This window comes from Xanthomonas sp. MLO165, from assembly GCF_018831305.1.
GTDB lineage: Bacteria > Pseudomonadota > Gammaproteobacteria > Xanthomonadales > Xanthomonadaceae > Xanthomonas > Xanthomonas arboricola.
Genome location: NZ_CP029263.1, coordinates 4,464,715 through 4,488,417, shown reverse-complemented (window position 1 = coordinate 4,488,417; position 23,703 = coordinate 4,464,715). Strand labels below are relative to the sequence as shown.

Here is a 23,703-nt window from a genome sequence, read left to right as displayed (position 1 = left end):
ACGTACGTGCACATTTTCGGGGACAAGACAAAGATGCCGCTGGCAAGGATGCCGTCGCGCCTGGCGTGGGCCGTGTTCAATCTGCTGCAACTGGCCTTCACGCTGACGTTTACCGCGGGCGGAATCGCCTATGGCCTGGCGTTGCTGGCGATCACGCGCGACACCGATCGCCTGCTGCGCATGGGCGCGTGGATGTGGTCGCCGGTGCTGTTTCGCGGTGCCGGCGCCACGGTGATCGTGGAAGGCCGCGAGCGCGTGGACTGGTCCAGGAACTACCTGTTCGTCAGCAACCACCAGTCCATCATCGATATCTGTGCGTTGTTCTACGCCTTGCCGGTGCCGCTGCGGTTCCTGCTCAAGGACGAAATGCTCAAGGTGCCGTTCGTGAACTGGTATGCACGGGCCACCGGCATGCTGTTCCTGGACCGCGACAGCCGGCGTGCCGGGGCGATGGTGCGCCGGCAGGCCGCCGCGCTGCTGCGCGAGGGCAAGCAGTTGTGTCTGTTTCCCGAAGGCACCCGCAGCCGCAGCGGCGCATTATTGCCGTTCAAGGCCGGGCTGTTGCAGGCCGCTATCGATGCTGGTGTGCCGGTGGTGCCGGTGGCGGTGGATGGCTGCGGCAAGGTGCTGCCGGTGGAGGGTGTGTTCAGGGTGCGCCCGGGCATCATCCGGGTACGTATCGGCGATCCGATCCCGGTGACCGGGCCGGATGCGCCGGACCGCCAGCAATTGACCAAGCAGGCACACGACGCCGTGGCTGCGATGCTCCAACCCAGGATTTGAGTTGCCCGCTTATGGATTTCGTCGTGCCGCATGATCATCCCTGCCTGCCCGGGCATTTTCCGGGGCGCCCCGTGGTGCCTGGCGTGGTCGTGCTCGACCATGTGCTGCAGGCAGTGGAGGCCGCACATGGACCACGCGCGGCGGCACGCCTGCCGCAGGTGAAGTTCGTGCAGCCGTTGCTGCCCGGGCAGACGGCATCGGTCATGCTGGACGGCGCCGGCCCACGCTGGCGCTTTCGCGTGCAGCGGGCCGACGAGCTGCTGGTCAGCGGCGAACTGGTGGCGGAGGCGGCGCAATGAGCAGTCAGTGGAAGCAACGCCCGGAAGGCGGCGGGCGTTTCGCGCTGTGGCTGATCCGCGGCATCGCCCAGCATGCCGGGCGTGCGGTGGGACGCGCGCTGCTGTACCCGATCACGCTGTACTTCCTGCTGGTGCGTGCGCCCGAGCGCAGCGCCTCGCGTGCCTATCTGACGCGCGTGCTGGAGCGCCCGGCCACGCTGCGCGATGTGGCGCGGCATATCCACACCTTCGCCTCGACGATTCTGGACCGCGTGTACATGCTGTGCGGGCAGATGCAGCGCTTCCGGGTCGACATCACCGGGCTGGACCAGCTGCATGCGCAGATGGATCGCGGCCGCGGCGTGCTGATCTTCGGCTCGCACCTGGGCAGCTTTGATGCGCTGCGCGTGCTGGCCACGGAGCGGCCGGACGTGCAGGTCAAGGTGGTGCTGGACAAGGCCCACAACCGCGCCATGACCGAGCTGCTGGGCGCGCTGAATCCGCAGCTGGCCGCCAACATCATCGACGCCGGCATGGACGCGACCTCGATCGTCATGGCGATCAAGGACGCCACCGACGCCGGTGCGCTGGTGGCGCTGCTGATCGATCGCCCGCGCGAGGGCGACCCGGCGTTGCCGGCGACGTTCCTTGGCCGCAACGCGATGTTCCCGACCTCGCCGTGGCTGATCGCCGCAGCGCTGAAGGTGCCGGTGGTGCTGGCGTTCGGCCTGTACCGCGGCGGCAATCATTACGAGCTGGCGTTCGAGACCTTCAGCGAGGGCCTGGACGTGCCGCGTCGCCAGCGCGCACCGGTGCTGGCGGTACTCATGCGCGATTACGCGGCCAGGCTGGAACATTACACACGCTATGCGCCGTACAACTGGTTCAACTTCTACGATTTCTGGAACACCCACCATGCCGATGTGCCGCACCCTGCCGTGGATGCTGATACTGCTGTTCAGCGCCGCACCGCTATGCGCCGCACCGCCTGAGACGCTGGATGTCGGCCAGGTGCTGCAGCGCCTGGCACGCCCTGCACCGGTTAGTACCGAGTTCGTCGAACTGCGTGGCTCGGCGCTGCTGAAGACGCCGCTGCGCGTCCAGGGCCATTACCGTCGCCCGGATGCGCAGACCCTGGTGCGCGAGGTCAGCGCGCCGTATCGCGAGACCACCACGTTGCAGGGCGACGAAGGCGTGCTGGAACGCGAAGGCAAATCGCCGCGGCGGTTTTCGCTAAGCCGGGTGCCCGAACTGGCCGGCCTGAAGTCCGGCTTCGGCGCGTTGCTGGCCGGCGACCGTGCGCTGCTGGAGCAGCACTACCGCATCAGCGGGCAGGGCCAGCCGCAGGCCTGGCAACTGACGCTGCAGCCCAAGGACGCTGCCGTGGCCAAGCAGGTGCGCGAGTTGCGGCTGTACGGGCGCAATGACGAGTTGCGCTGCATCGAGAGCCAGCCGGCCAAGGGCGACGTGCAACGCACGCTGCTGGCCGGTGCGGCGCGCGCGGCCGCAAGCGTGACCGATGCGGCCGCGCTGACCACGCTATGCCACGGATCGGGCGCGTGACGCAGCGCGCCCACGGCGCAAGCAAGCCGCTCGCACGATCCCATGCCGCGCGCGCGGCCGGTGAACGTTCCGCTGGCATAGCGAGGCTTGCGCATGGCATTTAAGTTGAACGCAAACCGCCGCATCGGCCTGGCGCTGCTGTGGCTGGCGTTGCTTGCGGTGGCCGGGCTCTGGTTGAGCGAGACGCTGAAAGTCACCGGCGATCTGCGCAAATTCATGCCCGCCCGCAGCAACGCAAAGGCGCCCGCACAGCCCGATGCCGCGCGCGCGGCCGGTGGACGTTCCGCTGGCACAGCGAGGCTTGCGCATGGCGTTTAAGTTGAACGCAAACCGCCGCATCGGCCTGGCGTTGCTGTGGCTGGCGTTGCTGGCGGTGGCCGGGTTCTGGTTGAGCGAGACGCTCAAGGTCACCGGTGATCTGCGCAAATTCATGCCCGCCCCGCGCACGCCGGCGCAGAAACTGCTGATCGAAGAGCTGGGCGAAGGCCCCGGCTCGCGCCTGTTGCTGATGGCGTTGTCCAACAGCGACCCGGCCACGCTGGCCGCGCAGTCGCAGGCCCTGCAGCAGGCCCTGGCCGCACAACCGGAACTGTTCGAGCTGGTCGGCAACGGCGGCACTGCGGGGCTGGATGCGATCCCCGAGCGCCTGCTGCCGTATCGCTATCTGCTCAGCGACAGCTTCGACACCACGCCGCTGGATGCGCACACCCTGCAAGCGGCATTGCAGTCGCGCGTGCAGGATCTGGGGTCGCCGGCGGCGGCGCTGGTGGAGCCGTTGCTGCCGCGCGACCCCACGCTGGAAGTGCTGCATCTGGCCGAAACCCTGCAGCCGGCCGCGGCGCCGCAGACGCGCAACGCGGTGTGGTTCGACCGTGCCGGCACCTCGGCCTTGCTGGTCGTGCAGACGCGCGCAGCCGGCTTCGATCCCACCGGTCAGCAACTGGCCTACGACGCGGTGCAGGCGGCCTTCGCCAAGGTCAGCAAGGGCAGCACGACCCGGCTTACCTTGACCGGCCCCGGTGCATTCGCCGTGGAAATCACCGCGCGCACGCAGGGCGAGGCGCAATGGATCGGGACGCTGGATACGGTGGGACTGGTGTTGTTGCTGCTGGTCGCCTATCGCAGCTGGAAGATTCCGGTGCTCGGCGTGCTGCCATTGGCCAGCGCCGGCCTGGCCGGTCTGGCTGCGGTGGCCCTGCTGTTCGATGGCGTGCATGGCATCACCGTGGCCTTCGGCTTTACCCTGATCGGCGTGGTGCAGGATTACCCGATCCACCTGTTCAGTCATCAGCGCCCGGGTCTGGATCCACGCGACAACGCGCGTCATCTATGGCCGACGCTGGCCACCGGCGTGGTGTCCACCTGCATTGCCTATGTGACCTTCCTGTTTTCCGGTGTGGACGGCTTGCGGCAGCTGGCGGTGTTCACCATCGCTGGGCTGGCGACCGCCGCGATCACCACGCGGTGGCTGTTGCCGTCGTTGATCGACCCGGCACCGCGCGACTACGCCGATTCACGCATGCTCTCCGCGCTGTGGCGCGGTATCGCGCGCCTGCCACGGCCGCGCATCAGCCTGGCGGTGATTGCGCTGATCGGCATCGCGGTGATCGCGTTCGCGCCGGGGCAGTTCTGGCAGAACGATCTGTCGAAATTGACCCCGGTGCCGCCCAAGGCCCTGGCGCAGGACACGCATCTGCGCCAGGAACTGGGCGCCCCCGACGTGCGTTACGTGCTCGCGCTGTCTGCCGCCAACGACGAGGCCGCGCTGCAGGCCAGCGAGCAGTTGCGCCCGCGCCTGGATGCCCTGGTGCGCGACGGCGCATTGACCGGTTACGACATGGCCGCGCGCTATCTGCCCAGCATCAAGACCCAGCATGCGCGTCAGGCTGCGTTGCCGGATGCTGCGCAAGCGCGCGCATTGACCGACACTGCGGTGGCCGCCACACCGTTTCGCAGTGACGCGTTCGCGCCGTTCCTGCAGGACCTGGACGCTGCCAAGCGCGCCGCCCCGCTGTTGCCGAAGGACCTGGCCGGCTCGCCGCTGGCAACGTCGGTCGGCGGGCTGCTGCTGGGTCGCGGCGATCGCAGCACTGCGTTGGTGTCGTTGACCGGCCTGCGCGATCCGTCGGTACTGGCTGCCGCCGTGAAAGGCAGCGGCGCGCAGTTGCTGGATCTGAAGGACGCGTCAGAGTCCCTGGTGGCCGCGTATCGCGGACGTGTGCTCGGCGCGCTGGTGCTGGCCGCGCTGCTGCTGGCGGTGACGGTGGCGATCGCGTTGCGCAGTCCGCGCCGGATCGTGCGCGTATTGCTGCCGATGGCGCTGACCACGGTGCTGATCCTGGCGATCCTGCGCGGCATGGGGGTGGAGCTCAACCTGTTCCATCTGATCGCGCTGATCCTGGCGGCAGGCCTGGGCCTGGATTACGCATTGTTCTTCGACCATGCCGGCGACGATCACGCCGACCAGCTGCGCACGCTGCATGCGCTGATCGTGTGCAGCCTGATGACGCTGCTGGTGTTCGCGTTGTTGGCTGCCTCCAGCATCCCGGTGTTGCGTGCGATCGGCAGCACGGTGGCGCTGGGGGTATTGTTCAATTTCATCCTCGCCTTGCTGGTGTCGCGCGAGCCGGCGCTGGAGCGCGCAAGACACGGAGATGTACATGCAGGGACGTGAGGCAATTGCCGCGCTGATTCCGCACCAGGGCAGCATGTGCCTGTGGGAAGCAGTGCTGGAATGGGATGCGCAGCGCATCGTGTTGCGCAGTGATGCCCATCGCAGCGACACGCATCCGCTGCGTTGCAATGGCCGCCTGCGCGCGCTGCATCTATGCGAATACGGCGCGCAGGCCATGGCCGTGCATGGCGGCTTGCTCGGCCGGGAATCGGGCAAGCCGGTGCGCCCGGGCATGCTGGTGGCGTTGCGCGCAGTGGACTTGCACGTCGCGTATCTGGACGACCTGCCCGATGCGATCGTCTGCGACGCACAGGTGTTGATGCAGGGCGAGGACAGCCAGCAATACAGTTTTCGCCTGAGCCACGGCGACCAGTTGCTCGCCGAAGGGCGCGCCACGGTGATGCTGGGCGCCGCGCAGGCCACCCAAGCCCCGTAGGAGCGCGCTTGCGCGCGATGGCCTTACCGCTGACGCCGCATCGCGCGCAAGCGCGCTCCTACAAGATGTAGGCGATCAATGCTGGATCTATTCCTGCGCCTGCTGCGAGTCGTTAGGATGAGGCTCTTTCCGCCGTCGTGTCTGCGGCTTTCATCGAGGCTTCCATGAGCACTTCCATTCCACAGCGCCGCGCACTCGTCACCGGCGGCAGCGGCGATCTTGGTGGTGCGATCTGCCGTCAGCTGGCGGCGCAGGGGCGCCATGTGATCGTGCATGCCAATCGCAATATCGCCCGCGCCGATGACGTGGTCGCAGCGATCGTAGCCGACGGTGGCAGCGCCGAGGCGGTGGCGTTCGATGTGGCCGATGCGCAGGCCAGTGCGGTGGCGCTGGCAGGCCTGCTGGAGGGCGGCCCGATCCAGATTGTGGTCAACAACGCCGGCATCCACGACGATGCGCCGATGGCGGGCATGAACGCCGAACAGTGGCATCGGGTCATCGACGTATCGCTGCACGGGTTCTTCAATGTCACCCAGCCGCTGCTGCTGCCGATGGCGCGTACGCGCTGGGGCCGCATCGTCAGCGTGTCGTCGGTGGCGGCGGTGCTGGGCAATCGCGGGCAGACCAACTATGCCGCGGCCAAGGCCGCCTTGCACGGCGCCAGCAAATCGCTGTCGCGCGAGATGGCCAGCCGCGGCATCGCCGTCAACGTGGTCGCGCCAGGCGTGATCGAAAGCGAGATGGTCGGCGAAAGCTTCGCGCCGGAAGTGATCAAGCAACTGGTACCGGCCGGCCGGGTCGGCAAGCCCGACGAAGTGGCCGCGTTGGTGGCGTTTCTGTGTTCGGAGTCAGCCGGCTACATCAACGGCCAGGTCATCGGCATCAATGGTGGGATGGGCTGAGGGCGGCTAACGAAAACGACCGTGTTCGCCACCTGATGGGCACGCCCCCCGACCAGCCCTGCTTTGGGATGTCGTAACGACGCTGAAGCTCAGCCCCTTGTTTGGCGTGAGAGCGATTGACCCGTGCAGATGCGTCGGCTGTAGAGCGGAGGAGCTGCGGCTTGGCCGCAGGGACCGTTGCGGGACAGGCTGCAAGTACGTCCATGTAGGCTCGGGCTGGCCGCCGGTGTCGCCGTGGTGCATCACACGCGCGGGGCAAGCTAGCGCAAATCAAGAAAAAACGCGCCGTTGCCGGCGCGGTTTTCAAACTCACGCCGCGTCGGCGTACCAGGCGGCGGTGAGGATCGGCTCGCCGATGGCGTTGGCGGTCAAGGCGTCCAGTCCGTGGTCCGGCAGTGCGGCATGGCGCTGGCGTGCCTGCTGCAGGATCTCGCGTGCCAGCACCGCCATCTGCGCCACGTTGCTGTGGATGCGTGCGGCAAAGGCATCGTCGTCGAGGGTGTCGTTCAAGGCGCCATTGAGTTCGTTGAACCAGCCGATCAGGTATTGATCGAGCAGGCGCCCATCGTCGGTGGCCAGGCCCTGTGCAGTGTTGTGCTGGCCCCAGTCGTGCAGCACACGCTGCATGGCCAGATTCATGTCGCGCGCATAGAAGAAATCGGACTTCATGCGCGAGAGCAGGCTGAGGTCGGCGATGCGTCCGCTGAAGAACAGCGGCGCCAGCAGCGACCAGTAGTAGGTGTAATCCCAGATCACCTTGACCGGCATCACCTGCGCGTCGCCGAACAGCGCGTACTGGTCCTGATACAGGGTCAGGGTATTTTCGTAGAACGAGAAATACAGCTGCTGATACAGCTCCACATACGGGCTGAGCGATCTGCCGGCGCGGTCGCGGCCGATCAGTTCGCAGATGTAGGTATTGGAAATCGCGATGAAGTCGCTGCCGGGCGAATAGAACGGGTCCAGGAACAAGCCCGCCTCGCCGGTCAGCGCCCAGCGCTGCGGCGAGAACACCTGCTTGCAGCCATAGGAGAAGTTGCGCAGGAACAGGAAGTCCTGCAGCCGGTAGTCGGCCTTGTCGAGCGTGGCGGCGACCTGCGGCTGATGCGTGCGCAGCCAGGTCATCGCCTTGTCGTGGGTGTTCATCGTGTCCAGCGGGTGCATCGACGCATCGCAGACGATGCCCAGCGAATGCGCGCCGGACGACAGCGGAATCAGCCAGAACCAGTAGCCCGGTCCGCACATGTGGTTGGTCGAGCGCCAGCGGTCCGGCGGCGTGCAGCGCTGCAGCCAGTTGCTGTCCTGCGACCAGCCATTGGGGTCGATCAGGCCTTCCACACGCCACCACACCGCATTGGCGTCGTGTGCATTGTCCTGCGCCAGGCCGAGCTTGCGCTTGAGCAGGCCGGCGCGGCCGCTGGCATCCACCACCCAGCGTGCGCTCAGTGTGCCGGCCTCGCCCGCGCGCTCGTAGCGCACGGCGTGGTCGGCCTGGTCATCGGACAGGTCCACGCCCTTGACGCTGCAGTTGTCGACAAACGTGATGCCCTGCGCGCGGGCGCGCTCGCCGAGGAAATTTTCGAAGCGGCCACGGTCGATTTGCCACGACGGCGTCGGCAGGATCTGGCTGACGCCCAGCTCGGTGCAGCGGTCGATGTCCTCGCGCTTGTCGGAGAAGAAGAAGCGGAACCCGAACTTGCGGATCTGCTCGGTCTCCAGATGCTCGCGCAGGCCCAAGACCTCGGCGAAGTAGTGCGCGCCGATCTCCACCGTGGACTCGCCCACCTTGAACGCCGCCTCGCGCACCGGGTGCGCACGCCGCTCCAGCACAGTGATCGCCAGTTCGGGGTCGCGTTGGCGCAGCTGCAGGGCCAGACTCAGGCCGGCCAGGCCACCACCGGTGATAACGACATCGGCACGCTGTGCATTCATGGGGATGGCTTGCTCTTGGTAACCGCCGGCACAGTAGCAAATTCGCCGTCAGCGTCGTCGATCAGCACCGGGTTGGCGCGCACGCGGCGGTACTCGCGCCAGATATGCCCGTAGCTCCAGGCCTGGACCACCACATGCGAGGTGATTTCCCACAGATCGCGTACCAGGCGGAAATGGCTCTTGCGGAACGTGCCCGGCGAGGTGCCGGCGTAGCGGGTTTCGATCGGCACCGCGACCACGCGCGCGCCGGCCTGGCGTGCGGCGGAAATCAGCAGCTGCGCCTCGAACACGAAGCCTTCGCCGGGCACGTCGGGCAGGGTGAACACCGAGGCCGGATACAGGCGCTGGCCGCTCTGGCTGTCGACCAGCTGGAAGCCGCAGGCCCAGGCGATGCCCCAGTCGCCGAAATCGTTGCCGATGCGGCGGATGGTGGGCTGGGTGGCGCGCTTGCGCATGCGGGCGCCGACGATGACGCAGCCGGGGTGGCGGTTGGCCGCCGCCAACAGGCGCGGGAAATCGGCGGCCTTGTGCTGGCCGTCGCCGTCCATGGTCATCACCGCGCGCATGCCCATCCGCTGCGCCTGTGCAAACCCGCTGCGCAACGCGGCGCCCTTGCCCTTGCGCTGCGGGTGCCGGATCAAGGTGATCGGCAGGCCGGCGATGCAGTCGGCAGTGCCGTCATCGGAGCCGTCGTCGATCACGATCACGTTGGAACAATAGGTCAGCGCATCGTTGACCACTTCGCGGATGCGCAGCGATTCGTTCAGCGCCGGCACCAGGATCGCGGTGTCCTCGCGGGTCAGTGGCTGCCGGCTCACTGCTGGAGCTCCACGCGCAACACCCGGCCCGGGCCGGCGTACAGCGCCACGCGTTCGCCGGCAGTGGCGATCAGGTCGAACAACGGCAGCATCGGCGCCATCGCATTGGCGGCGACATGCCGCGCCAGCGGGCCGGCGCCCGGCGTCGGCGTGCCGTCGTCCAGCCACGCCCGCAGCTGCGGCTTGCCGGCCTGGCCTGGCGCACCTAGCACCAGCGCGCCACCGAGCAGCCCCTGGCTGGGGGCGACCCGACCCAGCGGCCCGACCGAGCGGGCGTCGTAGCCGGCCAGCAGCACTGCGTCCATGCCGGCGGCACGTTGGACCAGCGCCTCCAGCAAGCCTTGCGCGAAGCTGCCCAGGCTGGCGCTGATCGCGGTGGCCGGGGTCATCGCCCCGGCGCCGATGGTCCAGTAGCCGGCCGCGGCGTTGTGCACCGAGTTGTGGAACTTGGTCGGCGAGATCGCCGTGGGGTCGCTGGCCAGGGTGGTGCACATGTAGTCGGAGATGGCCAGGTCGCCGTACGTGGAAGTGAAGATCGACGGCAGGCTGGCCGGCTCGCGGCCGGCGGCGGTGCAGGCGGCCAGCGCGGCCTCCAGCGAGACCGCCACCGTGTCCGGTGCGCGACGGCGCTCGTTGGCGGCCAGCAGCTGCGGCGCCGGGCGCGCGCCGGTGTCCTGCAGCGCGCCGCCGCGCACGAACGCCGCAGCGGCGTCCCAGCTCGGCAGGCCCTGGGTCCAGAAGCCGATCCCCTCGATGGTGGCAGCCAGCATCAGCGGGCCTGCCCGAACAGCAGCGAGCAGTTGTTGCCGCCAAAACCGAAGGAGTTGTTCATTGCGTAATCGATCTTGGAATGGGCATTGTCGAAACGGATCTGCGGGCCGCAGGCGGGGTCGGGCACTTCGCTGTTGAGCGTGCCCGGCAGCACGCCGTCGCGCAGCGCCAGCAGCGCGATCACCGACTCGACGATGCCGGCGGCGCCCAGGGTGTGGCCGGTCCAGGCCTTGGTCGAGCTTGCGTGCAGGGTGGCCGGGAAGATCGCCGCCACTGCGGCGGCTTCGACGCTGTCGTTGGCGGGGGTGGCAGTGCCGTGCAGGTTCAGGTAGCCCACCGCGGCCGGCTCCAGGCCGGCGCGTTCGAGCGCGCCGCGCATCGCCAGCTGCGCGCCCAGGCCCTGCGGATGCGGGGCGGACATATGGTGCGCATCGCTAGATTCGCCATAGCCGTACAGCCACAGCGTTGCGTCCGGCGCGGCGGCGGTGCGTTCGAGCATGGCAAAGCCGCCGGCCTCGCCCAGGCTCAGGCCGACCCGGCGCGCATCGAACGGCTGGCACAGCTCCGGCGCCACCACCTGCAGCGAGTTGAAGCCGAACAGCACGCTGCCGCACAAGGTATCCACGCCGCCGACCAGGGCGGCATCCACCACCCCGGCATCGATCAGGCGCGCGGCCTGGGCAAACACCTTGGCGCTGGACGAACAGGCGGTGGCCACGGTCACGCTCGGGCCGCGCAGGCCGGTGGCGTGCTGCACGAAGTCGCCCAGCGAGTGCGGGGTGTGCACGATCGGGCGATCCAGGTCGTCGGGGAAGCGCGCGCCGTCGGCGTCTTCGACCAGCCGCGTGTAGGCCTCTTCGCTGGCGCCGATGCTGGAGGTGGAAGTGCCGATGATCACCGCCACGCGCTCGGCGCCGTAGCGCTGCGCGGCGGCCTGCACCGCCTCGGCCATGCCGTCCTGCTGCAGGGCCAGCCAGGCCAGGCGATTGTTGCGGCAGTCCCAGCCTTGCAGGGCCTCCGGCAACACGATGTCTTCCACGCCGTCGACGCGGCCGATCCAGCACGCCAGCGGCTGCGGGCCGAAATCGTTGCGACGCATGCCGCTGCGGCGAGCAGTCAGGGCGGCGGCCTGGGCATCGAGCCCGGCGCCGAGCGCGGTGGTGGACGTAAAAGCGGTGACGGCGACCGGGGCCATCTGGGACGAATGCTGCGCTTGGCTCACGGTGGTCTGGCTGGCAAAAAGTGGGCTCAGTATATCGATGGCGGGTGCGCCTCCCGTCGATGGCGCAACTGAACGTGCCGGTCATGTCGCTGACGGGGCTGGAGTTTTCGCGCGTTGCCGCGCTTTCGCCATCGGCGCAATTGGGACACAATCCTGCGACACACTTGCCGATCGAGCGCGACCACGCGCGCATGCACGCCTACGTCTATAAAAGCCAACGCAAGCAGGACACCTTCGTCTATCTCGCCACGCGCGACGACTTCTCCGGTCTTCCCGCCGCCGTGCACGCGCAGCTGGCGCCGTTCGCGTTCGTGCTGGAGGTGGCGTTGACGCCGGAGCGCCGTCTGGCGCAGGCCGACGTGGCCACGGTGCGCGAAGCGCTCGCCAGGCACGGCTTCTATCTGCAACTGCCCAAGACGGTGGTGCTGGCGGGCGAGTGCGACTATGACTGAGGCCGCACGGGCCGCACGCTTGCGGGCCGCAGCGCTGGCCGGCCTGGCCGGCGTGGCGTTGTCGTTGCTGGGCGGCATCGGCGGCGGTGTCGCCGCGGTGACGCTGTGGCTGGCGCAGCCGGCGTTCGCGCTGGCGGTGTCGTGGGCGCGCGGTAGCCGCGCATTGCCCAGCCGGCCGCGCGCGGTTGCGCAGGCCTTGCCGCCGTTGCTGACGATCTGGGGTGTGGGCCTGCTGGCGCTGGCCGCCCTGATTAGCTGGCCGCTGACCGCCCTGCGCGACAGCGGCAGCCTGGCCGCCGCATTGGCCTTGAGTGTGGCGGTCAGCGCCGCGTTGCTCGGGTTGTGGCGGACCTGGCCGCTGTGGGGCGAGGTCGAACGCGATGGCGGCGCCCTGGCCCCGCGCTGGCATGCGCTGGCGACGCAGGAGTTGCACGCCTGGCGCGGCCTGCTGGCTGCTGCCCTGGTGCTGGCGATGTGCACGCTGGTGGTGGCGCTGGCCTGGCCGGGCTGGTTGTCGAGCAGCCTGCGCTGGAGTCTGGCGATCGCGGCCAGCGTGCTGCTGCCCGCCGCTCACTTGCTGTTGCAACGCACCGCCGCCCCGGCGCGCAGCGATGCCCCGGCGGCCTTGCAGGCGGCCGATTTCTTTTCCGAAGCGGCGGCCGAGCCGCGTCCGCTGGAGCCGGTGGCCCAGCACCAACTGGTGCCGGAGCTGTTCGAGGCCGCGCGCAGCGGACGCGTGGACCGCGCGCTGCAGTTGCTCGACGCCGGCGCCGACCCGCAGGCGATGCCGCTGCCGGAGTGGCGCGACCAACGCAGCCTGCCCGCGCTGGCCGCGGTACTGCCGGATCTGCGCCTGCTGCGCGAGCTGATCGTGCGCCGCGTCGACGTCAACCAGCCGCACCGCGGCATGACCCCATTGCTGGCCGCCACCCGCGACAGCTGGCACGGCCGCCCGGACGCGGTGATGACGCTGCTGGCCAACGGGGCCGACCCGCGCGCCAGCGACAACGACGGCAACACGCCGCTGCACCACGCGGTGCGCAGTTCCGACCCGGGCGTGGCCGCGCTGCTGCGCGATGCCGCCGCCGAACTCGATGCGCTCAACAACGAAGGCCACTCGCCGCTGGCGATGGCCTGCCAGGTCGGCAACTGGCGGCTGGCCAAGTTCCTGCTGGAACGCGGCGCGCACTCCGAACCGGAGGGTGGCGCGCCGGTGCTGCTGGCGGCGGCCGGCACCGAGGAAGACGACCCGGCCGGCGTGCAACTGCTGCTCAAGCACAAGGCGCGCGTGGATGCGCGCGACCGCCAACGCCGCAGCGCCCTGCACGAAGCGGCGTTGGCTGGACACGGCGACATCGTCGAGGCGCTGCTGGCAGCCGGCGCCAACCTGGAAGCGCGTGACCTGCTCGGCCGCACGCCGTGGCTGGATGCGGCGCGGCAGGCGCGCAGCGGCGTGCTCGAACGCCTGGTCGCGCGCAAGGCCGATGTGCTGGCCATCGACGGCGAGGGCCGCAATGCGGTGATGCTGGCCTGCGCCGCCGACAGCGTGTCGCCGGCGCTGATCCGGCGCCTGCTCGAGCTGCAGGTGCCGGCCGACAGCATCGACGCGCACGGCCGTCGCGCGGTGGATGTGGCCGCCGAAGCCGGGCGCTGGGCGATCGTGCAGTTGCTCGATCCCGGCTACCCCTTGCCGGCGGCGGTCAGTGACGCGCACGGCGAGAGCCCCGGCGTGACGGTGCTGCCCGATCGCCCGCCACTGGTGCTGCTGCGCGAAGGCCTGCAGTTCGGCCAGCGCGATGGTCTGATCGCACTGGCCCGCCTGTGCGGCCCGGAAGAACTCGGCGGCCTGCTGCACGACGCGCATCTGGCCTTGAACGCCGATGCGGTGGACTGGCTGCTGCGCCACGGGGCCGATGCCGAAGTGCGCGATGCCTGCGGCGATGTGCCGATGTTCGCGCTGCTGTCGCGGGGCGTGGAGGCGGTGCCGGCGCTGCAGGCGCTGCTGCGCCATGGCGTGTCGCCGGCCGGGGCCGGCGGCCTGACGCGGCTGCTCAGCGCCTGCGTGCAGCACGATGCGGCATCGCGCGGGCTGGAACAGTTCGCGCTGGAACTGCTCGAACGCGGCGCCGACCCGTTCGCCGCGTCGGCCGCCGGCGATCCGCCGTTGTCGCTGGCGGTGCGGCTGGGCTGGCTGCGCCTGCAGCAGTGGTTGCTGGAACACGGCGTGGACCGCGAAGCGCGCGACAGCCATGGCATGACCGCGTTGCATCTGGCCACCGCGCTGGGCCGCGAGGCGTCGCTGAAATTGCTGGTCAAGCAGGGCGCCTCGCCGGAAGCGCGCGCTGCCGACGGGCAGACCCCGCTGGGGGTGGCGCTGTCGATCGGCCGCCGCGACCTGGCCGACTGGCTGGACTGGCGCATCTGGTCGCTGCCGCAGCGCAGCCTGCGCGAAGCGGATGTGCCGGCCGCCGCGATGGTCGGCGACACCGATGCGGTGCGTCGGCTGATCGATCTGGGCCTGCCGGTCGATGCGATCGATGCCCAGGGCTGCACCGCGTTGCTGCGTGCCGCCGGTGGCGGCCATCTGGGCGTGGTGGCGCATCTGCTCGGTCGCGGCGCCGACCCGCAACGCGCGGCCAATAGCGGCGCCACGCCGTTGTCGGCGGCGGTGAGCATGCGTCAGACCGAGATCGTGGCCGCGTTGCTGCAGGCCGGCGCGCAGATCGAGCACCGCCTGCCCGGCGGCGTCACCGTGCTGATGCTGGCCTGCGCGCTGGGCCTGCCGGATATCGTGGCGCGCCTGCTCACCGCGGCGGCCGATGTGCACGCCAACGACGATCAAGGCCTGGCGCCGCTGCATTGCGCCGCGCTGTACGGCTTCACCGCGCGCGACAAGAGCCGCCTGCTGGCCTTGCTGGATACCTTGCTGCTGGCCGGTGCCGACCCGGGCTACCTGGCCGGCGGCCGGGTCAGCCCCTTGCTGCTGGTGCTGGGCGCGCGCGCCGAACCGGGCACCGCCTGCGACGAGCAGGTGGTGCTGGCCGGCGTCGAACGCCTGCTCGACGAAGACGTCTCGCTGGACGTGGCCGATCAACGCGGTTTCGGCCCGCTGCACCTGGCCGCACTGCACGGCCTGCCGTTGCTGGTGCAGCGCCTGCTGCGTGCCGGCGCCGATGCCGACCGCCGCGACGCGCTCAACCGCACCCCGCGCGAGATCGCGATCATGCGCGGCTTCATCGATGTGGCCGGCCAGTTCGAACCCGCCTTGCCGGGGGTGTCCTCGATGGCGCGCTTCCTGCGCGAAGGCCGCTGAGCCAGCGCGGTGGCGCACCGCTGCGGGTGCTGTTCGTGTGCAGCCGCAACCGCCTGCGCAGCCCCACTGCCGAGCGCGTGTTCGCCGACTGGCCGGGCGTGCAGACGCAATCGGCCGGGCTGGCCGCCGATGCGGAGGTACAGCTCACCCCGGAGCTGTTGCACGAAGCGCAGCTGGTGCTGGTGATGGAGCGTCGTCATCTGCAGTTGCTGCGCAAGCGCTTCGCCGCGCATCTGCGCCATTGCCGGGTGATCTGCCTGCAGATTCCCGACGATTACGCGTACATGGATCCGGCACTGATCCGTCGCCTGGAACACACGGTGCCACCGCTGCTGCGTTTGCCGGTGCAGTCGTAACCTGATCCCGACACCGCGCATGCAAAACTTGGCCCTCCCTCGCACGAAGGAAGCGCCTCTACGATGAGCGTGCGTATCGAGGACCACGCCATGCTGGGCAATTGCCACAGCGCGGCCCTGGTCGACCACCGCGGCACCATCGACTGGCTGTGTCTGCCACGTTTCGATTCCGATGCGTTTTTCGCGTCCCTGCTGGGCGATGAGCAGCACGGGCAATGGGCGTTGTCGCCGGCCGGCGACTTTCGCAGCGAGCGTGCCTACGAAGACGACAGCCTGGTGTTGTGCACGCGCATGCACACCGACACCGGCACGGTGGAACTGGTCGACTTCATGGTCGCCAGCGATGAAGGCGACGGCCACCAGCACCTGGTGCGGATCGTGCGTTGCGTGCAGGGCCAGGTGCCGATGCACATGCGCCTGACCTTCCGCTTCAACTATGGCCGCACCGTGCCATGGGTGACGCGCATCGACGGTGGCATCCGCGCCATTGCCGGCCCCGACCAGCTTGCACTGCGCTCGCCGCAGGCGCTGCACGGCGAGGACATGGGCACCGAAACCGACTTCACGCTGCGGCAGGGCGAGAGCGCCTGGTTTGTGCTCAGCCACGGCCTGTCGCATCAGCCCACGCCGACGGCGATCGATCCGGAACAGGCGCTGCAACGCACGACTGCGTTCTGGCATGGCTGGGCGCGGCGCTGCACCGATGTCGGCCCCTGGACCGCGCAGGTGCGCCGCTCGCTGGTGGTGCTGAAAGGGCTCAGCTATCTGCCCACTGGCGGCATCGTCGCCGCGCCGACTGCCTCGCTGCCCGAGCACCTGGGCGGCAGCCGCAATTGGGATTACCGCTACTGCTGGCTGCGCGACTCGGTGTTCACCCTGATCGCCTTGCTGCAGGCCGGCTATCGCGACGAAGCAGAAGCTTTTCGCGACTGGGTGCAACGCGCCATCGCCGGTTCGCCGGATCAGTTGCAGGCGCTCTACGGCATCGCCGGCGAGCGCCGTCTGCAGGAGTGGGAGGCGCACTGGCTGCCCGGCTATGAAAATTCCGGGCCGGTGCGGATCGGCAACGGCGCGGTGGACCAGTTCCAGCTCGACGTCTACGGCGAGTTGATCGGCGCGTTCCATTACGCGCGCGAAAAGGGCGTGGCGCCGCCGTCCGATGACGGTGGCTCGTCGGCATCGTTGCTGGAAAAGGTGCTGGAGACGCTGGAAACACTGTGGCGCCTGCCCGACGAAGGCATCTGGGAAATCCGCGACGAGCGCCGTCATTTCGTGCATTCCAAGGTGATGGCCTGGCTGGCGTTCGATTGCGGCGCGCGCGATGGCATCACCAATGCCGATGCGGCCAAGCGCGCGCACTGGGGCCGCATTGCCGAGGACATCCGCGCCGAAGTGCTGGAAAAAGGCGTGCACCCGGATGGGCACTTCGTGCAGAGCTACGGCTCCGATCGTCTGGATGCGGCGTTGTTGCTGATCCCGATCGTGGGGTTCCTGCCGGCCGATGATCCGCGCATCGCCGCGACCGCCGATGCGATCGCACGCGATCTGACCATCGACGGATTGGTCGAGCGCTATCGCGCCGACGACAGCGCCGACGGCTTGCCGGCCGGCGAGGGCACCTTTCTTGCCTGCAGCTTCTGGCTGGTGGAAAACTACGCCCTGCTCGGGCGCACCGAGCAGGCACGCGTGCTGCTCGAGCGCCTGCTCGGGCTGTGCAACGACGTGGGCCTGCTTGCCGAAGAGTACGACCCGCGCAGCAAGCGCATGCTTGGCAACTTCCCGCAAGGGTATTCCCACGTGGCTCTGGTCAATGCGGCATTGCGCCTGCACGGACGCATGGGCAAAGAGGAAACACATCCATGAACGAACAAGCCACCACCCCGCCGTGCATCATCGTGGTGTTCGGTGCACGCGGCGATCTGACCAAGCGCCTGGTGATGCCGGCGCTGTACAACCTGCGCCGCTCCGGCGCACTGGGCGAGCAGTTCGCCATCGTCGGCATGGATCACGGCGATATCAGCGAGCGTTCGTGGCGCACCATGATGGGCCAGTCGATGACCCAGCTGCTCAGCAGCCGTGATGCCGAATTCCAGACCGACGAGTTCGACACCGACACCTGGGAGTGGCTGCGCGAGCGCATGCATTATCTGCGCGGCGATTTCACCGACCTGGGTGCCTATCAAACCCTGGGGGGCGCGCTGGAGAAGCTGCACAAGCGCTACGGCACCCAGGGCAACGTGCTGTTTTACCTGGCCACCGCCGCACGCTTCTTCGAGCCGGTATTGCTCAACCTGGGCGAAGCCGGGCTGGTCAAGCAACGCGAGGGCGAGGGCTGGCGTCGGGTGATCGTGGAAAAACCCTTCGGCCACGACCTGCCCAGCGCCGTCGCGCTCAACGCCACCGTCGCCAAGGTGCTGCATGAGGACCAGGTGTTCCGCATCGACCACTTCCTCGGCAAGGAAACCGTGCAGAACATCCTGGCGTTCCGCTTCGCCAATGGCCTGTTCGAGCCGGTGTGGAACCGCGACCGCATCGATCATGTGCAGATCACCGCCGCCGAAACCATCGGCGTGGAAGGGCGCGGGCGCTTCTACGACCCCACCGGCTGCCTGCGCGACATGGTGCCCAATCACCTGTTCCAGTTGCTGGCGATGATTGCGATGGAGCCGCCGGCTGCATTCACCACCGAAGCGATGCATCGCCGCCGCGCCGAAGTGATCGAGGCGGTGCGCCCGATCAGGCCCGAAGACGTGGTGCGTGGCCAGTACGCCTCCGGTGCGGTCAACCGCAGCGCCGTACCCGGCTATCGCGAAGAAGACACGGTGCCGGACGATTCGGAAACCGAAACTTATGTGGCGATGAAGCTGCAGGTCGACACCTGGCGCTGGGCCGGCGTGCCGTTCTACCTGCGCACCGGCAAGCGTCTGCGCGAGCGCACCACCGAGATCGCGATCCGCTTCAAGCCCGCGCCGCTGGCGCCGTTCCGCAGCACCGAAGTGGGCGGCTATGGCCCCGACTGGCTGGTGCTGCACATCCAGCCCGACGAAGGCATCTCGCTGCAGTTCGACGTCAAACGCCCCGGCGCGCAGGTCAGCCTGGCACCGGTGCGCATGGACTTCCGCTACCGCGACTGGTTCCCCAAGGAATACACGGTGGGCTACGAGCGCCTGCTGCAGGACTGCATGAACGGCGAGGCCGGCCTGTTCCAGGATGCGGCAATGGTGGAAGGTGCCTGGCGCATCGTGCAACCGATCCTGGATGCCTGGAAGCAACCGCCCAGCGATTTCCCCAATTACGCCGCCGGTAGCGCCGGACCCTCGGCCGCCGACGCCTTGCTGGCGATGAACGGTGGACACGCCTGGCGCGCGCTCACCCCCGGCCGCAAGCCACCGCCGCGCCGCGCACCGGAAGCGCGCAGCAGCGCCACCACGCCGATCAAGAAAGCCACCGGGAAGACGGTCAAGAAGGCTGCCAAGGCGCCGGCCAGGAAGATCACCAAGGCGGCAGCCGAAAAGGTCACCAAGGCGCCAGCCAAACGCGCATCCGCGGCTGCAGCAAGACCATCGCAGGATGCGGCTACGTCGCCGGGCAGTGCGGCAAAGAAAGCCGCGGGCAAACGCGCAACCGGCAAGGTCGCAAAGACCGCCGGCAAAACCGCGGCAGGCAAGAGCGCAGCGAAGAAGTCGGCCAGCAAGACCGCGGTGCGCGCGCCACGCCGCTGACGGAGGCAGCCGCCGCAGCTCCACGTAGGAGCGTGCCTGCGCGCGACGAGGCTTTATCGGTAACGCCCGGTCGCGCGCAGGCACGCTCCTACGAACGGCGAAGTGATTGTGGGTTGCTGGTGGGGGCTCGCCATCACATTGGCGTATGACTTGTACGCAATCGGCCGCTCGCGTGCAGGTTGTCGCCTAGGCAACGACGGCGCCGTTACCGCTGACGAACGATGCACCACATCCACGTAGGAGCGTGCCTGCGCGCGGCGGGCTTTATCGGTAACGCCCGGTCGCGCGCAGGCACGCTCCTACGAAGGGCGAAGTGATTGTGGGTGGTTGGTGGGGGCTCGCCATCACATCGGCGCATGACTTGGACGCAATCGGCCGCTCGCGTGCAGGTCGTCGCCGAGGCAGCGACGGCGCCGTTACCGCTGACGAACGATGCACCACATCCACGTAGGAGCGTGCCTGCGCGCGACGGGCTTTATCGGTAACGCCCGGTCGCGCGCAGGCACGCTCCTACGAAGGGCTCAGCGATCCTGTGTGGTAGGCGCGGGCTCGCCGTCCACATCGGCCTTGATGTCGGCTTCGAACAGATTCATCAGGTCGGCGCGTGCGTCGCGCGAGGTCTGGATCACCTTGGCTTCGTCGTCGTAGACCAGGTGCTGGCGATGCAGCAACTCTTCGTCGTGCTGGCGGAAGCGTTTGACGTGATCCTTGGCGACCGCCTCGCCCAGGCCGAGCGAGGTCAGCACGCGTTCGCTCAGTTCCAGGCTGGAGGCGAACACCTCGCGGAACGGTTCGGCGCCCAGGTCCATCAGTTTCCAGGCGTGCTGGCGATTGCGTGCGCGCGCCAGCACCGTGGCCTGTGGATACAGCCGGCGGATCAGCCGCACCGTCTTGATGTTGGTGTCCGGGTCGTCCACCGCGATCACGAATACCTTGATGCGGTCGGCGCCAGCGGCGCGCAGCAGTTCCGGTCGCGTGGGGTCGCCATAGTACAGCTGGCTGCCGAAGCGGCGCAGATCTTCCACGGTGTCCGGGTTGTGTTCCAGCGCCACGAACGGCACATGCCGCGCGGTCAGCAGGCGCGCGACCACCTGACCGAAGCGGCCCATGCCGGCGACCAGCACCTTGGGCGTCTGCGCATCGATGGTGTCGAACGGGCGGTCGGACTTGGGCGCATGCAGCCGCAGCGGCCCGTTGAGGATGCGCTGCATGCCCAGCAGCAACAGCGGGGTCAGCGCCATCGACACGCCGACGACGGCCACCAGCCGGTCGTGGTTGGCGCGCTCCAGCAAGCCGACCCGATCGGCCTCGTTGAACACCACGAAGGCGAATTCGCCACCCAGCCACAACACGCTGCCCAGCATCAGGCTGCTGCGCAGCGGCAACTTCGCCACGCTGCCGATGCCGACCAGCAGCGAGAACTTGACCACCAGCAGGATCGCCACGCCGCCGGCGATCAGGCCTGGCTCGGCGACCACCCGGTTCAGATCGATGCCCATGCCGACCGAGATGAAGAACAGCCCCAGCAGCAATCCTTCGAACGGCTCGATCTGCGATTCGAGCTCATGGCGGAATTCCGAATCGGCCAGCAGCACGCCGGCGATGAAGGCGCCCAGGCTGGCGCTCAACCCGGCTTCCTGCATGATCCAGGCGGTGCCCAGCACCACCAGCAGGGCGCTGGCGGTGAACACTTCCGGCATGCGCGTGCGCGCCACCACGTTGAACAGATGGCGCAGCACGAAGCGCCCGCACAGGATCACCAGCGCCAGTGCCGCGACCGCCTTGGCCACGTCCGGCCATGCCAGCGTGGCGTTCTTGCTGCCGCCGAGCAGCGGAATGGCCGCCAGCAACGGAATGGCGATCAGATCCTGGAACAGCAGGATGGCGAACGCCAGGCGCCCGTAGTCGCTATTGAGCGCCTTGCGCTCGGCCAGCAGCTGCAGGCCCACCGCGGTGGACGACAACGCCAGCGCCACGCCGACGATCAACGCGCTCTTCCAGCCCAGGTTGCCGAGCATCAGCAGGCCACCCAGGATCAGCGTGGTCACCACCACCTGGGTGGCGCCGGCACCGAACACCGAATGACGCATCACCTTCAGGCGGGCCGGCGACAGTTCCAGGCCGATCACGAACAGCAGCATCACCACGCCGATCTCGGCCGCGCCGCTGATGCGCTCGGCATCCTGCACCACGCCCACGCCATCGGGCCCAAGCACCACACCGGCGACCAGATAGGCCAACACCGCGCCCAGGCCGAAGCGCTTGAACACCGGCACCGCCACGATGGCGGCCAGCATCAGCACCAGAGCCAGTTCCAGACCACCGCTATGCATGCACGTTCTCCGTTGAGGTTCGCATTATGCCGCCCGCGGTCGGCTGCTGGCCTGGATCGGCGTGCGCTGCGTGCAACTGTGTGGATTGGCGGTGTGCTCTGGTCCGGTGATGCAAGCCGGCAGCACCACATCGCGGGCAGCAATGCGCCACGTCGTCCGCATGACTGAGCCGCATGTCGCCAGGTCGTTCCGCATTGCATGCGTGCACGCAGCCGCCGTTGCAGGCAATGACCCACGGTCCTGGTCGGTCGCGCACGGCCGGTCGTCGGGTGCAGTGCAGTCGCTTGTCGACATGACAGGCCCGGCGTTGTGGCGTCCGCCTGGACGCCCGCTGAGCATGGCCTGCGCAGGGCATTGACCAAGCGGGCGCAGGCGCGCAGACTGCGCCGCGCTGCCGCCCGGATCACCGGTCGGTACGCACCCTTCGGAGCCCTTACTCATGTCCAGCGACAGTCACCCTAGACCCGGGTCGATGACCCAGCTGGCGCACGCCTGAGGCTCAGGTTCGCCGGCTGTCATCGACGACGGTCGTCACCAGGCGAACCACCATGTACAACGAAACCCTGCGCCTTGCCCAAGGCGTCGATGCCTTGATCGCACCCATCGCCGACTTCAACACGGCCGATGCGGTGGAATACCTCAACACCCTCGACCGCGACGAGGCCGCACAGGTGCTGGCCGCGCTGCCGCAGCCGCGTGCGGTGAAATTGCTCGAACAGCCCGAGCTGCATGCCGCCAGCGCGCTGGTCGCGTTGCTGCCGGCCGAGCAGGCCGCCTCCCTGCTCGGGCAGATGGCCGACGACCGCGCCACCGACATCTTCCATGGCCTGGATGCCGAGCAGCGCCAGCCGCTGCTGTGGCTGCTCAGTGCCGAGGCGCGGCTGTCGATCCAGGCGTTGATGCGCTACCCGCCCAATACCGCCGGCGCGCTGATGACCACCGAGTTCGTGGCGGTGCCGGCCGACTGGACGGTGGGCCGCACGCTGCAGCACATCCGCGAGGTGGAGCGCAGCCGCGAGACGGTCTATGCGATCTATCTGCTCGACCCGCACAGCCGCGTGCTGACCCAGGTGGTCACCATGCGCCGGCTGATCACCGGCGCGCCGGAGGCGCCGATCCTGGAGGTGGCGCAGGTCAATCCGCCGGTCACGGTGGACCCGGCACTGGACCAGGAAGAAGTCGCCCGCCTGATCCGCCGCCACGACCTGCTGGCGATCCCGGTGGTGGATGCGCATGGCCATGTGCTCGGCATCGTCACCGTGGACGACGTGCTGGACGCATTGATCGCCGAATCCACCGAGGACGTGCACAAGTTCGGCGGCATGGAAGCGCTGGACAAGCCCTACATGCAGATCGGCTTCGGCCAGATGATCAAGAAGCGCGCCGGTTGGCTGAGCGTGCTGTTCCTGGGCGAAATGCTCACCGCCAGCGCGATGCAGCACTTCGAGGACGAGCTGTCCAAGGCGGTGGTGCTGACCCTGTTCATTCCGCTGATCATGAGCTCGGGCGGCAACTCCGGCTCGCAGGCCACCTCGCTGCTGATCCGCTCGCTGGCACTGCGCGAGCTGCGCCTGGGCGACTGGTGGAAGGTGGCGCTGCGCGAGCTGCCGACCGGGCTCACCCTGGGCACCATCCTGGGCATCCTGGCGATCGTGCGCATCACCATCTGGCAGACCGCCGGCCTGTACGACTACGGCCCGCACTGGCAGATGGTGGCGCTGACCATCGGCGCGGCGCTGATCGGCATCGTCACCTTCGGCTCGCTGTCCGGCTCGATGCTGCCGTTCGTGCTGCAACGGCTCGGCTTCGACCCGGCCAGCGCCTCGGCGCCGTTCGTGGCCACGCTGGTGGATGTCACCGGGCTGGTGATCTATTTCAGCATTGCCGCGGCGATCTTGAGTGGCACGCTGTTGTAATCGGTTGCCTTGGAGGCCTGGCGAGCAGTCGCCAGGCCTCTATCCATGCCGGACGTGTCTCGACTGACCGGAAGGGTGAGTGCCTGCGTCCTTGGCGCATCAGGTGCATCGGCCTGGTGCATCGCCGACTCTAGCGATGCCTCTGCACCCCCGGTTGGGGGTGGTGACCCCGGCGTGACACACTCATGGTGCACAGCGCGCCGATGCCTGGATCCATCAGTGCGTGTACCGT

19 protein-coding genes are annotated in these 23,703 nt (G+C 68.5%); 14 read left to right on the top strand and 5 right to left on the bottom strand.

Annotated features, from left to right (window positions below; genetic code table 11):
• Window positions 1–33: 33 nt before the first annotated feature.
• From DGN21_RS18895 to fabG, 8 genes are all read left to right on the top strand, one after another.
• Window positions 34–783 carry a lysophospholipid acyltransferase family protein gene (locus tag DGN21_RS18895; RefSeq protein WP_024937535.1) on the top strand — a complete coding sequence of 250 codons (750 nt, stop codon included), beginning with the start codon at window positions 34–36 and terminating at the stop codon, window positions 781–783.
• Window positions 784–794: 11 nt separating this feature from the next.
• On the top strand, window positions 795–1,082 hold the full coding sequence (locus DGN21_RS18890) for a dehydratase (RefSeq protein WP_024937534.1): 288 nt from the start codon (window positions 795–797) through the stop codon (window positions 1,080–1,082).
• Window positions 1,079–2,053 (top strand): acyltransferase, encoded by a 975-nt coding sequence (locus DGN21_RS18885; protein WP_039524636.1) that lies wholly within the window; start codon window positions 1,079–1,081, stop codon window positions 2,051–2,053. The genes DGN21_RS18890 and DGN21_RS18885 overlap by 4 nt, the downstream gene beginning before the upstream one ends.
• Window positions 1,977–2,624: a LolA-related protein gene (locus DGN21_RS18880; protein ID WP_039814875.1), complete on the top strand. Its 648-nt coding sequence runs from the start codon at window positions 1,977–1,979 to the stop codon at window positions 2,622–2,624. Before DGN21_RS18885 ends, DGN21_RS18880 begins: the two co-directional genes overlap by 77 nt.
• A gap of 93 nt (window positions 2,625–2,717) precedes the next feature.
• Window positions 2,718–2,942 carry a hypothetical protein gene (locus tag DGN21_RS18875; protein ID WP_215825027.1) on the top strand — a complete coding sequence of 75 codons (225 nt, stop codon included), beginning with the start codon at window positions 2,718–2,720 and terminating at the stop codon, window positions 2,940–2,942.
• Window positions 2,932–5,298 (top strand): MMPL family transporter, encoded by a 2,367-nt coding sequence (locus DGN21_RS18870; RefSeq protein ID WP_126966193.1) that lies wholly within the window; start codon window positions 2,932–2,934, stop codon window positions 5,296–5,298. The genes DGN21_RS18875 and DGN21_RS18870 overlap by 11 nt, the downstream gene beginning before the upstream one ends.
• Window positions 5,285–5,734 carry a phosphotransferase gene (locus tag DGN21_RS18865; RefSeq protein ID WP_126966192.1) on the top strand — a complete coding sequence of 150 codons (450 nt, stop codon included), beginning with the start codon at window positions 5,285–5,287 and terminating at the stop codon, window positions 5,732–5,734. Before DGN21_RS18870 ends, DGN21_RS18865 begins: the two co-directional genes overlap by 14 nt.
• A 164-nt stretch (window positions 5,735–5,898) precedes the next feature.
• A complete protein-coding gene (fabG, locus tag DGN21_RS18860) occupies window positions 5,899–6,636 on the top strand; it encodes a 3-oxoacyl-ACP reductase FabG (RefSeq protein WP_039524640.1) in 738 nt (245 codons plus the stop codon).
• A 309-nt stretch (window positions 6,637–6,945) separates the two neighbouring features.
• On the opposite strand, the gene DGN21_RS18855 is transcribed toward fabG, so the two are convergent.
• From DGN21_RS18855 to DGN21_RS18840, 4 genes are read right to left on the bottom strand one after another with little or no spacing between them, the layout of a single operon-like run.
• Window positions 6,946–8,568 carry an NAD(P)/FAD-dependent oxidoreductase gene (locus tag DGN21_RS18855; protein WP_126966191.1) on the bottom strand — a complete coding sequence of 541 codons (1,623 nt, stop codon included), beginning with the start codon at window positions 8,566–8,568 and terminating at the stop codon, window positions 6,946–6,948.
• A complete protein-coding gene (locus tag DGN21_RS18850; RefSeq protein WP_046345039.1) occupies window positions 8,565–9,386 on the bottom strand; it encodes a glycosyltransferase family 2 protein in 822 nt (273 codons plus the stop codon). The genes DGN21_RS18855 and DGN21_RS18850 overlap by 4 nt, the downstream gene beginning before the upstream one ends.
• Window positions 9,383–10,156, bottom strand: coding sequence for a beta-ketoacyl synthase chain length factor (locus DGN21_RS18845; protein ID WP_126966190.1), 774 nt, complete (start codon window positions 10,154–10,156; stop codon window positions 9,383–9,385). Before DGN21_RS18845 ends, DGN21_RS18850 begins: the two co-directional genes overlap by 4 nt.
• Window positions 10,156–11,352: a beta-ketoacyl-[acyl-carrier-protein] synthase family protein gene (locus DGN21_RS18840; RefSeq protein ID WP_024940579.1), complete on the bottom strand. Its 1,197-nt coding sequence runs from the start codon at window positions 11,350–11,352 to the stop codon at window positions 10,156–10,158. The genes DGN21_RS18845 and DGN21_RS18840 overlap by 1 nt, the downstream gene beginning before the upstream one ends.
• 218 nt (window positions 11,353–11,570) lie before the next feature.
• On the opposite strand from DGN21_RS18840, the gene DGN21_RS18835 reads away from it, so the two are divergent.
• From DGN21_RS18835 to zwf, 5 genes are all read left to right on the top strand, one after another.
• Window positions 11,571–11,831, top strand: a complete 261-nt coding sequence (locus DGN21_RS18835; protein ID WP_039529613.1) for a YcgL domain-containing protein — start codon at window positions 11,571–11,573, stop codon at window positions 11,829–11,831.
• Window positions 11,824–15,144 carry an ankyrin repeat domain-containing protein gene (locus DGN21_RS18830; RefSeq protein WP_215825026.1) on the top strand — a complete coding sequence of 1,107 codons (3,321 nt, stop codon included), beginning with the start codon at window positions 11,824–11,826 and terminating at the stop codon, window positions 15,142–15,144. The genes DGN21_RS18835 and DGN21_RS18830 overlap by 8 nt, the downstream gene beginning before the upstream one ends.
• 26 nt (window positions 15,145–15,170) lie before the next feature.
• Window positions 15,171–15,500 carry a phosphotyrosine protein phosphatase gene (locus DGN21_RS18825; RefSeq protein WP_081280688.1) on the top strand — a complete coding sequence of 110 codons (330 nt, stop codon included), beginning with the start codon at window positions 15,171–15,173 and terminating at the stop codon, window positions 15,498–15,500.
• A gap of 63 nt (window positions 15,501–15,563) precedes the next feature.
• Window positions 15,564–17,363 carry a glycoside hydrolase family 15 protein gene (locus DGN21_RS18820; protein WP_215825025.1) on the top strand — a complete coding sequence of 600 codons (1,800 nt, stop codon included), beginning with the start codon at window positions 15,564–15,566 and terminating at the stop codon, window positions 17,361–17,363.
• Entirely contained in the window at window positions 17,360–19,222 is a 1,863-nt protein-coding gene (gene zwf, locus DGN21_RS18815) for a glucose-6-phosphate dehydrogenase (RefSeq protein WP_160954440.1), read from the top strand. Before DGN21_RS18820 ends, zwf begins: the two co-directional genes overlap by 4 nt.
• 521 nt (window positions 19,223–19,743) lie before the next feature.
• On the opposite strand, the gene DGN21_RS18810 is transcribed toward zwf, so the two are convergent.
• Window positions 19,744–21,555: a monovalent cation:proton antiporter-2 (CPA2) family protein gene (locus tag DGN21_RS18810; RefSeq protein ID WP_054591201.1), complete on the bottom strand. Its 1,812-nt coding sequence runs from the start codon at window positions 21,553–21,555 to the stop codon at window positions 19,744–19,746.
• A gap of 548 nt (window positions 21,556–22,103) precedes the next feature.
• Here DGN21_RS18810 and mgtE point away from each other — a divergent pair.
• Window positions 22,104–23,471, top strand: coding sequence for a magnesium transporter (mgtE, locus tag DGN21_RS18805; protein WP_039521126.1), 1,368 nt, complete (start codon window positions 22,104–22,106; stop codon window positions 23,469–23,471).
• The last annotated feature ends 232 nt before the right edge of the window (window positions 23,472–23,703 follow it).

Bases quoted from the DNA above. Each gene is read 5' to 3' on its own strand.
- DGN21_RS18875 (WP_215825027.1), top strand. From the start codon at position 2,718: ATGGCATTTAAGTTGAACGCAAACCGCCGCATCGGCCTGGCGCTGCTG.
- mgtE (WP_039521126.1), top strand. From the start codon at position 22,104: ATGTACAACGAAACCCTGCGCCTTGCCCAAGGCGTCGATGCCTTGATC.
- DGN21_RS18810 (WP_054591201.1), bottom strand. From the start codon at position 21,555: ATGCATAGCGGTGGTCTGGAACTGGCTCTGGTGCTGATGCTGGCCGCC.
- DGN21_RS18870 (WP_126966193.1), top strand. From the start codon at position 2,932: ATGGCGTTTAAGTTGAACGCAAACCGCCGCATCGGCCTGGCGTTGCTG.
- DGN21_RS18835 (WP_039529613.1), top strand. From the start codon at position 11,571: ATGCACGCCTACGTCTATAAAAGCCAACGCAAGCAGGACACCTTCGTC.
- DGN21_RS18820 (WP_215825025.1), top strand. From the start codon at position 15,564: ATGAGCGTGCGTATCGAGGACCACGCCATGCTGGGCAATTGCCACAGC.
- DGN21_RS18890 (WP_024937534.1), top strand. From the start codon at position 795: ATGGATTTCGTCGTGCCGCATGATCATCCCTGCCTGCCCGGGCATTTT.
- DGN21_RS18895 (WP_024937535.1), top strand. From the start codon at position 34: ATGCCGCTGGCAAGGATGCCGTCGCGCCTGGCGTGGGCCGTGTTCAAT.
- DGN21_RS18845 (WP_126966190.1), bottom strand. From the start codon at position 10,156: ATGCTGGCTGCCACCATCGAGGGGATCGGCTTCTGGACCCAGGGCCTG.
- zwf (WP_160954440.1), top strand. From the start codon at position 17,360: ATGAACGAACAAGCCACCACCCCGCCGTGCATCATCGTGGTGTTCGGT.
- DGN21_RS18865 (WP_126966192.1), top strand. From the start codon at position 5,285: ATGCAGGGACGTGAGGCAATTGCCGCGCTGATTCCGCACCAGGGCAGC.
- DGN21_RS18855 (WP_126966191.1), bottom strand. From the start codon at position 8,568: ATGAATGCACAGCGTGCCGATGTCGTTATCACCGGTGGTGGCCTGGCC.
- fabG (WP_039524640.1), top strand. From the start codon at position 5,899: ATGAGCACTTCCATTCCACAGCGCCGCGCACTCGTCACCGGCGGCAGC.
- DGN21_RS18830 (WP_215825026.1), top strand. From the start codon at position 11,824: ATGACTGAGGCCGCACGGGCCGCACGCTTGCGGGCCGCAGCGCTGGCC.
- DGN21_RS18840 (WP_024940579.1), bottom strand. From the start codon at position 11,352: ATGGCCCCGGTCGCCGTCACCGCTTTTACGTCCACCACCGCGCTCGGC.
- DGN21_RS18885 (WP_039524636.1), top strand. From the start codon at position 1,079: ATGAGCAGTCAGTGGAAGCAACGCCCGGAAGGCGGCGGGCGTTTCGCG.
- DGN21_RS18880 (WP_039814875.1), top strand. From the start codon at position 1,977: ATGCCGATGTGCCGCACCCTGCCGTGGATGCTGATACTGCTGTTCAGC.